The organism is Trichlorobacter sp. (assembly GCF_030247655.1).
Classification (GTDB): Bacteria; Desulfobacterota; Desulfuromonadia; order Geobacterales; family Pseudopelobacteraceae; genus Trichlorobacter.
In genome coordinates this window covers 1-12,534 of record NZ_JAOTRZ010000080.1, presented here as the reverse complement: position 1 = coordinate 12,534, position 12,534 = coordinate 1, and the positions used below count along the sequence as shown (strand labels likewise).

Here is a 12,534-nt window from a genome sequence, read left to right as displayed (position 1 = left end):
AAATGAAACTGTCCTGTTCCGGTCCCGTCTTTGTCCACATATAACCAACTATAACAACGAAAGGAGTAGATTGCATGAGTGACAACAGCAAATGCCCGGTAACCGGTAAGTCCAGCAGTCAGGTAGCAGGCGGCGGAACATCTAACCGTGATTGGTGGCCAAACCAGTTGAATCTCCATATTCTTCACCAACATTCAGCAAAATCCAACCCGTTGGGCGAAGAGTTTAACTATGCTGAAGAATTCAAAAAACTTGATCTTGCTGCCATTAAAAAAGATCTCTATGCCCTGATGACTGACTCGCAAGACTGGTGGCCGGCTGACTGGGGTCACTACGGCGGCTTGATGATCCGGATGGCGTGGCACAGTGCCGGCACCTACCGTATGGGTGATGGACGTGGTGGTGCAGGTTCCGGTTCGCAACGTCTGGCACCACTCAACAGCTGGCCTGACAACGTAAATCTTGATAAGGCACGCCGTCTGCTCTGGCCGATCAAGCAGAAATACGGCCGGCAGATTTCCTGGGCAGACCTGATGATCCTTGCCGGAAACTGCGCGTTGGAATCAATGGGCTTCAAGACCTTCGGGTTTGCTGGTGGACGTGAAGACGTCTGGGAGCCTGAAGAGGATATTTACTGGGGAAGTGAAGATGCCTGGCTTGGCGACCAGCGTTACAGCGGCACGCGTGATCTTGAAAACCCGCTGGCTGCTGTGCAGATGGGGCTGATCTATGTCAACCCGGAAGGGCCCAACGGCAATCCAGACCCGGTTGCTTCCGGGGTTGATGTGCGCGAAACCTTTGCCCGTATGGCCATGAATGATGAAGAAACGGTTGCCCTGGTTGCGGGAGGCCACACCTTTGGTAAATGCCATGGTGCAGGAACTGCAGATCATGTGGGGCCGGAGCCGGAAGGTGCGGGCCTTGAGGAGCAGGGGCTGGGCTGGAAGAGCAGCTTCAAGAGCGGCAAAGGTGGCGATACCATCAGTAGCGGCATTGAAGGAGCCTGGAAACCAAACCCCACCACTTGGGACATGGGCTACCTGAAGGTGTTGTTCAAGTATGAGTGGGAGCTGGTCAAGAGCCCGGCTGGCGCCAATCAGTGGCTGGCCAAAGATGTGGATGATGAAGATATGGTGGTTGATGCCCACAATCCATCAAAGAAGCTCCGTCCCATGATGACCACGGCTGACCTTTCCTTGCGCTTTGACCCGATCTACGGACCGATTGCGCGGCGTTATCAGCAGAACCCTGAGGAATTCGCCGATGCCTTTGCCCGGGCCTGGTTCAAGCTTACCCATCGTGATATGGGGCCGCGCTCACGCTATCTTGGTCCAGAGGTTCCGGCAGAAGAGCTGATCTGGCAGGATCCGGTTCCGGCAGTTGATCATGAGCTGATCAACGAAAAAGATATTGCTGAGCTTAAGGCAAACATCCTTGCCTCTGGCCTGTCAATCGGCCAACTGGTTACCACTGCCTGGGCCTCAGCCTCCACCTTCCGTGGTTCAGACAAGCGGGGTGGTGCAAACGGGGCGCGAATCCGTCTGGCTCCACAGAAGAATTGGGTGGTCAATCAGCCGGAACAACTGGCAAAAGTTCTAAAGACCTTAGAGGGAATTCAGCAGCAGTTCAACAGTGCCCAATCAGGTGGTAAGCAGGTCTCACTGGCTGATCTGATCGTTCTGGGCGGCTGCGCAGCGGTTGAACAGGCAGCAAAGAATGCAGGACAGGCAGTAAGCGTGCCGTTTACACCGGGCCGCACCGATGCCACGCAGGAACAGACCGATGCAGATTCCTTCAGCGTGCTTGAGCCCAAGGCAGACGGGTTCCGTAATTACCAGAAGGCCAAGTATGCCGTAACGGCAGAGGAGTTGCTGGTGGATAGGGCTCAACTGTTGACCCTGACAGCACCGGAGATGACCGTGCTTATTGGTGGAATGCGGGTACTGGGTGGCAACTACGGGCAGACACCCCATGGCGTCTTTACCAAACAGCCCGAGGCGTTGACCAATGATTTCTTTGTCAACCTGCTGGATATGACTACTGCCTGGAAACCGGTCTCCACTGATGCTGATCTTTTTGAAGGGCGTGATCGTAGCAGTGGAGAACTGAAATGGACTGCCACTCGTGTTGACCTGATCTTTGGCTCCAACTCGCAACTGCGGGCAGTGGCAGAGGTCTACGGCTGCAGTGATTCGCAACAGAAGTTTCTGCAGGATTTTGTGGCAGCCTGGAATAAGGTGATGAACGCAGACCGGTTTGATCTGGCCTGATTGACATCAGCCCTACGGAAAACTTAACCCAGGCGTCTTGTCTTGTTATTAAAATGTGTTAAGAGTTGATGGGGAGATGGCCCTGACTATCTCCCCTTAATTTCCTGAAAGGAGGAAATACAAATGGCAGAAACCGGACAGGGTTGCGTTAAACCGGCCGGAGGTCCACTGACAGCAGCACCACCACCAACCGCGGCACAACCAGTAAAGGAGGATCGAACCATGACCGTAGCACGCGTTGGGCATCAAGCCCCTGATTTTGAAGCCAACGTCTATTACAACGGCGGCTTTCAAACCATGAAACTCTCTGATTATAAAGGAAAGTGGATCGTCCTGTGCTTTTATCCGGGCGATTTCACCTTTGTCTGACCGACTGAACTGACGGCGGTCGCCGTCAAGCATGAAGAACTGAAAGAGCTGGGTGTAGAAAGTTTTGCCGCAAGTACAGACAGCCGCTTTGTCCACAAGATCTGGCAGGCTGAAGAACTGTCAAAGATGGTACACGGCGGGGTGCCGTTCCCGATGATTTCCGATGCCAGCGGCCTGATTGGCCAGGCATACGGTGTGTTTGAACCTGCTGCCGGTGTAGATATCCGTGGCAGATTCATCATTGATCCTGATTTCAACATCAGAGCCATGGAAGTGCTGACCCCAGAAGTTGGCCGTAGTGTCAACGAGCTGATTCGTCAGATAAAGGCGTTCCAACATGTCCGCGCCACCGGTGACGTGATGCCGGCAGGCTGGACACCCGGCAAACCAACCCTTAAGCCAGGACCAGATCTGGCTGGTAATGTCTGGAAGGAATGGAAGCCGGAGATGGCTTTTTGATTAATCATACAAAATAGCTGAATAAAAAATTTACCTCAGAGGACGTAGAGGGATACAGTAATGACGAATAATTTGAGTCTTTCTCTGTGGACCTCTGTGTCCTCTGCGGTGAGTAGATTTTGAATATTTTGGAGGTTTCTGTGCAGTATCTATCCATACTCTATCGTTTGTTGATTTCTTTCTGGGTTGGTGGCGCGGCTTTATTTACCTTTGTGCTGACACCAACCCTGTTTAAAAGTTTTGATCGTGACATGGCGGGAACCATTGTTGGTGTCCTGTTCCCCGGTTACTTCAAGACCGGCCTGATCTGTGGTGTTCTTGCTTTGGGATGCCTGCTGTTTACCCGTGAAAATCGCTGGTTGTCATCGGCACTGATTATTGTGGCTATGCTGTTGGTCACTTCGTTGCAGGCCTTTGTGATTGAACCCAAGGCTGCAGCTCTAAAAAAGGATATTCCGTCCTTTGTTACGACCCCTAAAGATCATCCGGCACGGCAGCAGTTTAGAAAGCTGCACGGTATATCTGCGGTCAGTAACCTGGGCGTTATAGGCGGTGGAATCGCACTTTTAATTCTGTTATACAAACGCACCACCATATGAAAGGAGAATACTACATGTCCAAATCAGTAAAAGGCACCAAGACCGAACAGAACCTGCTGAAATCATTTGCCGGTGAGAGCCAGGCCCGTATGCGTTACACCTATTTCTCTGCTGCAGCAAAAAAAGAGGGTTATGTTCAGATAGCTGATATTTTTGAAGAGACCGCCAACCAGGAGAAGGAACATGCCAAGCGCTTTTTTAAATTTCTGGAAGGTGGCGATCTTGAGATAACGGCCTGTTTCCCGGCTGGCAAGATCGGTACGACTGCTGAAAACCTGCTGGCATCTGCCAATGGTGAGCATGAAGAACATACTGAGCTGTATCCTGCCTTTGCTGCTGTGGCAAAAGAAGAAGGTTTTGCTGAAATTTCAGCTGTTTGGAATGCAATATCTATAGCAGAACAACAGCATGAAAAGCGCTATCGTGATCTACTGGCAAACATAGAGGCTGGCCGGGTCTTCCAACGTGAAGAGATCGTGGTCTGGCGCTGCCGTAACTGTGGCTACCTGCACAGCAACAAGTCGGCGCCTGAAAAATGCCCGGCCTGTGCCCACCCTATGGCGCATTTTGAACTACTGGGAGAGAACTGGTAGGAGAATATAGCTGCATTTCCGTGCATCATGTTCAACGGTCGTTTCTGTATACAGGGACGACCGTTGCCTGTTTTTTAGGATTTCGAGGTCGGCGATAGTATAAGTTTACATTGTGTTTGTGTTTAAAATAGATATTGACACATGATTACAGGTGGTTAGCTCTGGCGATTATCCGTTGTGCAAACCGAAAAAACGCTAGTGTTTACATGATATTTTCCAAAGTTATCCACCTGCATCAACAGGTTTATCCACATTTTTTGTGGATTAATCTGTACCCTTCAGATAACAACCGGTTAGCCACCATGATGAAAAAATATATTTCTTGAGTTGGTTTGAGTCGTCGTTGCGGAGATGGATGGTGGGTCAGAACATCACAGCTACTCATAGCGCCATTTAAAGGTAACCACCTTACAGTTTGGCAGGACAGATCGCAGTTTTCCCAGTCCCTTTTCTGTGACCTTGGTGCCGCTGAAGGTCAACCAGCGCAGCCAGGTCAGCGGATACAGGTTGGGCAGTCCTTTGTCAGTAATCTCTGTGTGATAGAGATACAGTCGCTTGAGATTGGTCAGGCAGTTCAGGTTACTCAGTCCGGTATCCGTGACCGTGGTGTTTGACAGATAGAGTTCCTGCAGACCGGTCAGGTTGCAGATCCGGCTTAATGCCTCATCACCGACATCATACAGAAACAGGGCCTGAAGATCGTCTGCCTGCAGTTGTGCAAGAAAGGTAATGCCGTTTTCTCCATCGCCCCGTACATCAAGTCGCAGCCCCTTGTCCAGCGGTATTTCCCGAGGGCCTTTGGCGGAGCCCAATTTCTGCCAGTCGCGGTAGTCCACTGATGTAATGTTGCGTATGTAGAGTTCTCCACAGGATTTTTCGGGGGGGAAACGGATGATGCGGGTTTCAAGTGGCGGTGAAAGCCGTTCTTCTGGTGTTTCCTGGTCGCCGTTAAGTAGTGCCAGGCGCTTTCTGGCCTTTGCGATATCAAGGTCAACGGTTGCTGCCATTTCAGCCAACAGGTCGATACCGTCCTGGAGTCCGTCGTCTACACGTTGCCTGAAACGATAGATGTCAGAATGCCGCAATTCATCGATCCGTCTGTTTAAATCTTTGATGTTCTGACGTGTATAGGCTATCTGGCGGATCAGTCGAACCAGTTCGGCACCAATATCAAGCCCTTTTGCTGTTTTGGGACCCAGCTGCCATTCCCTCAATATTTTCTGCAGTCGCCCTCGATCCCCTTCCTGATAGGCCAGATTGGCAGTGGCCATCAATTCTTGTCGCCTGAACCGTTCATGGTCATCACTGGCCAGGTCTGGGTGGATTGATTTCGCTACTTCACGATAGAGGGCCTTCAGGCTCTTTTCTTCAATGATCGATGTGCTGTCCGGGTCATCATCCAGCAAGGTGGTCCTGGTAAAGCTGGCAGCAGTAGATTCATGTTCAGTGGTGTAAAAGTATTTGTGGTGTTCTTCTTCATCTTCACCGGTTCCCAGCAGGCCGCTGATCTGCCATTCAAGTTGCTCAAGCTCTGCAATTCTGCCACCCAGCATCTGCTCGTAGGTATGTTCAAAGATCCTGATTTCAGATTTGATGGCTGCCAGCTCACGCTCTATCTGGGACTGTTCTTCAAGGAGATCAGCCAGCTCACGGCGTTTTTTGGCAAGTTCTATCTCTTCAGGGGATTTCATGGCGTTAATGTTCCCAGGAGCACCAGCTCTCGTGCCAACCTTAGCGTTATTTTGCATTTGCGTTGTAAGGCAGCGCGGTACAGGGCATCACAGGCGGCGACCAGTGAACCGACATCGCGGGGCAGTACCGTTAAAAGCCAGCTTGCCACGTCATCAGGCAGGATGATCTGTCGATCCTGGGCCAGTTTGGCAATCAACATCTGGCGGGATCGGTCATCCGAGACATCCAGGCGGGCCACTAATCCCCACAGCAGGCGGGAGATCAGATGATCATCAATGGTGGGCAGTTCTTTTGGGGTAAATCTGCCGGCCAGGGCCAGGGTGTGGCCGCTGCTGTACTGCTGATTAAAGGCCTCCCACAGGGCGTTGCGCAGGTCAGGCCGGTCTGGCAACTGGTCCAGGTCATCCACCAGTAACAGGTTGCCGGGGGAGGCTAGAACGGGGATGGTCAGGTTGCGGCATGACAGGACCTGAAACTGTTCTCCGGCCAGCTGGCGCCCAATGGCATGCAGCAGGTGGGTCTTGCCTGATCCGGCCGGACCGTAGAGGTAGAGCAGTTTTTCCGGCTCAGCCGGATTGGTGATCCTGCGGCTGAATTCAAGGGCGGTGCTGTTGCCGGCGCAGGAGATGAAGTTTTCAAAGCCGTAGCGTGGGCAAATGGGCAAGTCAAGGGCCTGCTGCAGCATTAGAACAGTGACCCCTGGGGACGTTCCGGCGTAAGTCTGCCAAAGTGCTGATAGGCTGCAGGCGTGGCAACCCGTCCGCGGGGGGTGCGGTTCAGGAAGCCGTTCTGGATCAGAAACGGTTCATAGACATCTTCAATGGTGTCACTTTCTTCACCAATCGCCGCACCAATAGTGTCCAGGCCCACCGGGCCACCGCCGAATTTGTCGATGATGGTTAACAGGATCATCCGGTCCATCTGATCAAAGCCCATCTCATCAATCTCCAGCAGACGTAGGGTTTCCTGCACGACGGTCAGGGTGATGGCACCGTCAGCCCTGACCTGGGCATAGTCCCGCACCCGACGCAGCAGGCGGTTGGCAATCCGTGGGGTGCCACGGCTGCGGCGGGCCAGTTCCAGCGCGCCTTCTTTGTCAATTGCCATGCCCAGAATGCGGGCCGAGCGGGTAACAATATAGGCCAGCTCATCATGGGTATAAAATTCAAGCCGGGAGATGACGCCAAAACGGTCACGCAGAGGGGATGACAGCAGACCGGCCCGGGTGGTGGCCCCCACCAGGGTGAAGCGGGGCAGATCAAGCTTGATGCTGCGGGCACTGGGGCCCTGGCCGATGATGATATCCAGCTGAAAGTCTTCCATGGCCGGGTAGAGGATCTCTTCTACCACATGGGAAAGGCGGTGAATCTCATCAATGAACAGGACATCGTGGGGTTCAAGGTTGGTCAGAATGGCCGCCAGATCACCGGGGCGTTCAATTACCGGACCGGAGGTGGATTTGATGTTAACCCCCATCTCACAGGCTATGATGTTGGCCAGGGTGGTCTTGCCCAGACCGGGCGGCCCGTAGAGCAGCACATGGTCAAGGGCTTCACTGCGTCCCCTGGCAGCATCAATAAAGAGTTTCAGGTTTTCCCTGATCTTTTCCTGACCAATGTAATCCTGCAGGGTACGGGGGCGCAGGGTGGCATCAAATTGCAGGTCGTCGTCGCGTTTTTCAGGGGTGATAGCTCGTTCCATGGGGCGAACTATGACCGAATTTTGCCCGCTTGTCAAAGGAGCCAGGAACATGATAGTAGTTGTGGGCCTCACAGCTGGTTGCCGGGGCTTTTTTATTGAGCGAGGATATCATGACGAAAGAATTGACGATCGGGTCGGTTAAAATGGGGGGCGGACGCCCGCTGGTGCTGATTGCCGGGCCCTGTGTGATTGAGAGTGAAGAGGCAACGCTGTGCCATGCCGAGCGGCTGATGACCATCTGTAACGGGCTGGGGATGCCGCTGATCTTTAAGTCTTCCTATGACAAGGCCAACCGTACTTCGGTCAACGCCTTCCGTGGTCCCGGCATGGTTGAAGGGTTGCGGATACTGGCCAAGGTTAAGGAAAGTCTGGGGATCCCGGTACTTTCTGATATTCACTCCATTGAGCAGGTTGCTCCGGCTGCCCAGGTGCTGGATGTGCTGCAGATTCCCGCCTTTCTCTGCCGTCAGACTGATCTGGTGATTGCTGCCGCCAAGACCGGCAAGGTGGTAAATGTTAAAAAGGGGCAGTTTCTGGCCCCCTGGGATATGCGTAACGTGGTGGGCAAGGTGGCGGCCTCAGGCAATGAAAATATCATCCTGACGGAACGTGGTGCCTCCTTTGGTTATAACAATCTGGTGGTGGATATGCGCTCCTTTCCGGTGATGCGCTCCTACGGGTATCCGGTGGTGTTTGATGCCACCCATAGCGTGCAGTTGCCAGGCGGGCAGGGTGAGTCCTCCGGCGGCCAGCGTGAGTTTGTGGAAACCCTTTCACGGGCAGCGGTTGCCACCGGTATTGACGGCATCTTCATGGAGGTGCATGAAGATCCTTCCTGTGCCCTGTGTGACGGCCCCAACTCTATCCCGCTTGCTGAGCTTCCTGCGTTGCTGAAGCGTTTGCAGGCCCTTGATGCGGTGGTGCGATGAGTATTCTTGACGAGGCCCGCAAGGTTATTCAAGCTGAGGCTGCCGCAGTAGCAGCACTTGCCGACCGGCTGGACAGCTCTTTTGAAAAGGCCGTACAGATGGTCCTGGCCAGCTCTGGCCGGGTGGTGGTCAGCGGTATGGGTAAGTCTGGTCTGGTTGGCCAGAAGATCGCCTCAACCATGGCCTCAACCGGCACTCCGGCCTTTTTTCTGCATCCTGCAGAAGGGATTCACGGTGACTTGGGCATGATTATGACCGGTGATGTGGTGATCGGTATCTCCAATAGTGGCGAGACCGAAGAGCTGCTGAAGATTCTGCCGGTTATCAAACGTCTGGGTGCCAGTCTGATCGCCATGAGTGGTAATCCTGCCTCAAACCTGGCCCGTTCCAGTGATGTCTTTCTGGATGTTTCGGTTGCTGAAGAAGCCTGTCCTTTGGGGCTTGCCCCAACCTCATCGACCACCGCCACCCTTGCCATGGGGGATGCCCTGGCTGTGGCACTGCTGGTTGAACGGGGCTTCAGGGCTGAGGATTTTGCCATCTTTCATCCCGGCGGGGCGTTGGGCAAGAAGCTGCTGTTGCGGGTAGAGGATCTGATGCATGGTGGCGACTCGATTCCGCTGGTGCAGGAAGAGATGTTGATGAAAGAGGCGCTGTTTGTGATTACCGCCAAAGGTTTGGGTGTTGTCGGCGTGACCGATGCCAGCGGGGCGCTGCAAGGGGTCATTACTGACGGTGACCTGCGGCGTTGTCTTGAGCGTGGCGAAGATATCCTGCATAGCACTGCCGGAAGTCTGATGCGTCGCAATCCCAAGCGGATTCTGCGCAGAGAGCTGGCTGCTGCAGCCCTGCAGATGATGGAGCGTTATGCAATTACGACGCTGTTCGCCTTTGAAGATGAGCAGGAGCAGGCCCCCTGCGGTGTGATCCATCTGCACGATATCCTGAAGGCAGGCATTGCGTGAACGAAAAGCTCAAACATATAGAACTGCTGCTGCTTGATGTGGATGGCGTTATGACCGATGGCCGGATCATCTGGGATGCCAACGGCACCGAGATCAAGTTCTTTAATGTCAAGGACGGCCATGGTATCAAGATGGTGCAGCGGGCCGGTATCCAGGTTGGCATCATCACAGGACGTGTCTCTCCGGTGGTTGACCTGCGGGCAAAAGAACTGGGAATTGATATCCTCTATCAGGGCTCGCTGCGTAAACAGGAAAGCTACGACGACATCAAGCAACGTACCGGATTGGCTGATCACCAGATCGCCTATATGGGGGATGATGTGATTGATGTGCCGGTCATGCGGCGGGTCGGCTTTTCTGCCGCCCCTGCAGATGCCCTGCCGGAAGTTTTGAAGGTGGCTGACTTTGTTTCCAGCGCCAGAGGCGGGTGGGGCGCTGTGCGAGAGCTATGCGATCTGCTGCTGAAAGGTCGTGACATGTGGCAGGAACTGGTCGTGGACAGGTACGAATTGTGATTATACAATCTCTGTGCCAACAGGCTCGTTATAGGCTGTTATCCGCTGGACAGTCTGTTAGCCCAATGCTATAGTGCGTTCATGCAAATGCCGAACACAAGGCAAATCAGGCGGATTCTGGCAGTAGTCATTGTGGCCTCAACTGTTGCCTTGGTGGTGGCTATTCTGTTCAGGCAATTTCGTTCAACCCCGCCTGAAACAGCCTCAAAATCAATCTCCCCTGAAGTTGATATGTCTCTTTCCAAGCTTACCTTTTCTGAAATGAAAGGTAATGAAAAACTCTGGGATATGACTGCCGAACGTGCTGATTATGATAAAGAAGCTGCATTGGCAAAGCTGACCGGGGTCAGGACCGAGATCTATGATGGCAAGGCCGGTGGTATAGTGATTACCTCAAAAACCGGCAGGTATCATGAGACACAGCGTCTGGTCATCATGCAGGAAAAGGTCCATGCCGTTACTAAAAAGGGGATGGTATTTGATACCGAGCAGCTTGAATACCGTTCTGGTCCCGGCCTGGTTGTAACGAATCAGCCGGTAAAGGTTGTTGATGGACGGCTTACGTTAACAGCTCAAGGGATGGAAATGTCGCTGCATCAAGAAGAAGTCCGTTTCCGGGGGGCTGTCCATGCCGTTATTGAGGGAGCACATGCTAAGCGTTAATCGGACCTTACTGTTGTTACTTGTTTGCCTGCTTGGAGTGGTACCTGTCTTGGCTGCTCCGCAACCTGCTGCCGGACCTTCGGCAAAGCGCGATCGTTCTTCAAAGCCGATCAACGTGAAGGCAGATGAACTGAAGGCAGATAATAAGGGCAAAACTGCTATTTTTACCGGACGGGTGGTGGCTCGTCAGGAAGATGTAACTATTTATTCCGACAAGCTGATTATTTATTACGGTGAAAAAGATGATCAGGTAGAAAAAATTGAGGCTGTTGGTTCAGTGCGGATTTTGCAGACTAACCGGGTTGGTACCGGTGGTCATGCCCTGTATGAGAGCAAGGAAGGCAAGATAACCCTTACCATTAACCCCAAGGTTACTCAGGAAAAGGATTCTGTTACCGGCAAGGTGATTGTCTATTATCTGGATGAAGATCGCAGTGTGGTTACCAGTGGTGAAAATTCACGGGTAGAAGCGGTTATCCATCCCAAGCAAGGCAGTGGATCGAAAAAGAATGACGCAAAAAAACAGCCATAGCAGAAACCTGCGTGCTGATGGGCTTTGCAAGACCTATGGTAATCGTCAGGTGGTGCGTGGCGTTAACCTGACGCTTGACTCCGGTCAGGTAATCGGTCTGCTTGGTCCCAATGGAGCGGGTAAAACCACAACCTTTTATATGGTGGTCGGGTTGACACGGCCTGATGGTGGACAGGTCTGGCTGGATGGTGATGAAATTACCGAGCAGCCGATGCATCTACGGTCACGTAAAGGGATCAGTTACCTGCCACAGGAGGCATCAGTCTTCAGAAAACTGTCTGTTCGGGACAATCTGCTGGCGATCCTTGAGACGTTTGAGGTTGACCGCGAACTGCAGCAGCATCGTGCTCAGGAACTCCTGGAAGAGTTTGGTGTCACCCATATTGCTGACTCAAAAGGATTTGCGCTGTCAGGTGGAGAGCGCAGACGGGTTGGAATCGCCCGTGCCTTGATTACCCATCCGGCCTTTATTCTGTTGGATGAGCCGTTTGCCGGTATAGATCCAATAGCGGTAGCAGATATTCAACAACTGATTTTAGGGCTGAAAAATCGTAATATCGGCGTTCTTATTTCAGATCACAATGTTCGTGAAACCCTTGGTGTCTGCGATGCAGCCTACATTGTGAATGCCGGTGAAATACTGGAATACGGAACCCCCGAACAGATTGCTGAGAGCAAAAAAGCCAGGGAAATCTACCTGGGTGAAGACTTTAGACTTTAAAGACGGCAAGGAGCAGCTATGGCGATGGAGATGCGCCAACAACTAAAGATGACGCAGCAACTGGTGATGACACCCCAGTTGCAGCAGGCCATCAAGCTGCTTCAGATGACCAGGATAGAACTGCAGGATGTGGTTCGTCAGGAGCTGGAGGAAAATCCGATTCTGGAGGAAACGCCGGAACTGGATGAGGTTCGTGATGGGGAGTCACTTCTGGAGGTGGTGGAGGTTGAGCTTCCTGATGAAAATCTTGCAACTGGTGATAATTTTCAGGAGGTTGAGGCTGGCGAAGAAACCCTGCGCGATTGGGATAGCTACCTTGATGGCTATAACTACACCTCGGGTGAACAGTCAGGGGATGAAGATGACAAGCTCTCCTTTGAAAACCTGCTGACCCGCAAAGGGACTCTGTTTGATCACCTGCATTGGCAGTTGCAGATGGGGAATTATAGCGACGAAGAGCAGATGGTTGGAGAAGAGATCATCGGCAATATTGATGATAATGGTTTTTTCTGTTCTACTGTTGCTG

General features: G+C 52.7%; 13 protein-coding genes and 1 pseudogene. 11 read left to right on the top strand and 3 right to left on the bottom strand.

Going from position 1 to position 12,534, the window contains the following annotated elements; genetic code table 11:
- The first annotated feature begins 74 nt into the window (after window positions 1–74).
- The 4 genes from katG (at window position 75) to rbr (ending at window position 4,290) form a co-directional block, all read left to right on the top strand.
- On the top strand, window positions 75–2,270 hold the full coding sequence (gene katG / locus OEL57_RS08860) for a catalase/peroxidase HPI (RefSeq protein ID WP_300739730.1): 2,196 nt from the start codon (window positions 75–77) through the stop codon (window positions 2,268–2,270).
- A gap of 123 nt (window positions 2,271–2,393) precedes the next feature.
- Window positions 2,394–3,098 carry a thioredoxin-dependent peroxiredoxin gene (prxU, locus tag OEL57_RS08855; RefSeq protein ID WP_300739728.1) on the top strand — a complete coding sequence of 235 codons (705 nt, stop codon included), beginning with the start codon at window positions 2,394–2,396 and terminating at the stop codon, window positions 3,096–3,098.
- A 140-nt stretch (window positions 3,099–3,238) separates the two neighbouring features.
- Window positions 3,239–3,697: a DUF4149 domain-containing protein gene (locus OEL57_RS08850; protein ID WP_300739726.1), complete on the top strand. Its 459-nt coding sequence runs from the start codon at window positions 3,239–3,241 to the stop codon at window positions 3,695–3,697.
- Between the two features lie 14 nt (window positions 3,698–3,711).
- On the top strand, window positions 3,712–4,290 hold the full coding sequence (gene rbr, locus OEL57_RS08845) for a rubrerythrin (RefSeq protein WP_300739724.1): 579 nt from the start codon (window positions 3,712–3,714) through the stop codon (window positions 4,288–4,290).
- 377 nt (window positions 4,291–4,667) lie between these two features.
- Here rbr and OEL57_RS08840 read toward each other — a convergent pair whose 3' ends face one another.
- Genes OEL57_RS08840 through ruvB form a run of 3 tightly spaced genes read right to left on the bottom strand, consistent with a single transcriptional unit; the run spans window position 4,668 to window position 7,683 of the window.
- A complete protein-coding gene (locus tag OEL57_RS08840; RefSeq protein ID WP_300739722.1) occupies window positions 4,668–5,981 on the bottom strand; it encodes a hypothetical protein in 1,314 nt (437 codons plus the stop codon).
- Entirely contained in the window at window positions 5,978–6,646 is a 669-nt protein-coding gene (locus OEL57_RS08835; RefSeq protein ID WP_300739720.1) for a DnaA ATPase domain-containing protein, read from the bottom strand. Before OEL57_RS08835 ends, OEL57_RS08840 begins: the two co-directional genes overlap by 4 nt.
- A gap of 20 nt (window positions 6,647–6,666) precedes the next feature.
- Entirely contained in the window at window positions 6,667–7,683 is a 1,017-nt protein-coding gene (gene ruvB / locus OEL57_RS08830; RefSeq protein ID WP_300739718.1) for a Holliday junction branch migration DNA helicase RuvB, read from the bottom strand.
- A 110-nt stretch (window positions 7,684–7,793) separates the two neighbouring features.
- Between ruvB and kdsA the strand changes: the two genes are divergently transcribed.
- The 7 genes and pseudogenes from kdsA to OEL57_RS08795 form a co-directional block, all read left to right on the top strand.
- Window positions 7,794–8,612, top strand: coding sequence for a 3-deoxy-8-phosphooctulonate synthase (kdsA, locus tag OEL57_RS08825; RefSeq protein WP_300739715.1), 819 nt, complete (start codon window positions 7,794–7,796; stop codon window positions 8,610–8,612).
- Window positions 8,609–9,577 (top strand): KpsF/GutQ family sugar-phosphate isomerase, encoded by a 969-nt coding sequence (locus tag OEL57_RS08820; protein ID WP_300739713.1) that lies wholly within the window; start codon window positions 8,609–8,611, stop codon window positions 9,575–9,577. Before kdsA ends, OEL57_RS08820 begins: the two co-directional genes overlap by 4 nt.
- Complete coding sequence (locus OEL57_RS08815; protein ID WP_300739711.1) at window positions 9,574–10,092, top strand: KdsC family phosphatase; 519 nt, start codon at window positions 9,574–9,576, stop codon at window positions 10,090–10,092. Before OEL57_RS08820 ends, OEL57_RS08815 begins: the two co-directional genes overlap by 4 nt.
- Window positions 10,093–10,173: 81 nt before the next feature.
- Window positions 10,174–10,755: an LPS export ABC transporter periplasmic protein LptC gene (gene lptC, locus OEL57_RS08810; protein ID WP_300739709.1), complete on the top strand. Its 582-nt coding sequence runs from the start codon at window positions 10,174–10,176 to the stop codon at window positions 10,753–10,755.
- 49 nt (window positions 10,756–10,804) lie between these two features.
- A complete protein-coding gene (gene lptA, locus OEL57_RS08805; RefSeq protein WP_300739707.1) occupies window positions 10,805–11,287 on the top strand; it encodes a lipopolysaccharide transport periplasmic protein LptA in 483 nt (160 codons plus the stop codon).
- Entirely contained in the window at window positions 11,265–12,008 is a 744-nt protein-coding gene (lptB, locus tag OEL57_RS08800) for an LPS export ABC transporter ATP-binding protein (RefSeq protein ID WP_300739705.1), read from the top strand. Before lptA ends, lptB begins: the two co-directional genes overlap by 23 nt.
- 18 nt (window positions 12,009–12,026) lie before the next feature.
- Window positions 12,027–12,534, top strand: a pseudogene (locus OEL57_RS08795) (RNA polymerase sigma-54 factor); the annotation flags it as partial.

Coding starts and splice junctions, on each gene's coding strand:
- OEL57_RS08840 (WP_300739722.1), bottom strand. CDS start 5,981: ATGAAATCCCCTGAAGAGATAGAACTTGCCAAAAAACGCCGTGAGCTG.
- ruvB (WP_300739718.1), bottom strand. CDS start 7,683: ATGGAACGAGCTATCACCCCTGAAAAACGCGACGACGACCTGCAATTT.
- kdsA (WP_300739715.1), top strand. CDS start 7,794: ATGACGAAAGAATTGACGATCGGGTCGGTTAAAATGGGGGGCGGACGC.
- OEL57_RS08820 (WP_300739713.1), top strand. CDS start 8,609: ATGAGTATTCTTGACGAGGCCCGCAAGGTTATTCAAGCTGAGGCTGCC.
- lptC (WP_300739709.1), top strand. CDS start 10,174: ATGCAAATGCCGAACACAAGGCAAATCAGGCGGATTCTGGCAGTAGTC.
- rbr (WP_300739724.1), top strand. CDS start 3,712: ATGTCCAAATCAGTAAAAGGCACCAAGACCGAACAGAACCTGCTGAAA.
- lptB (WP_300739705.1), top strand. CDS start 11,265: ATGACGCAAAAAAACAGCCATAGCAGAAACCTGCGTGCTGATGGGCTT.
- katG (WP_300739730.1), top strand. CDS start 75: ATGAGTGACAACAGCAAATGCCCGGTAACCGGTAAGTCCAGCAGTCAG.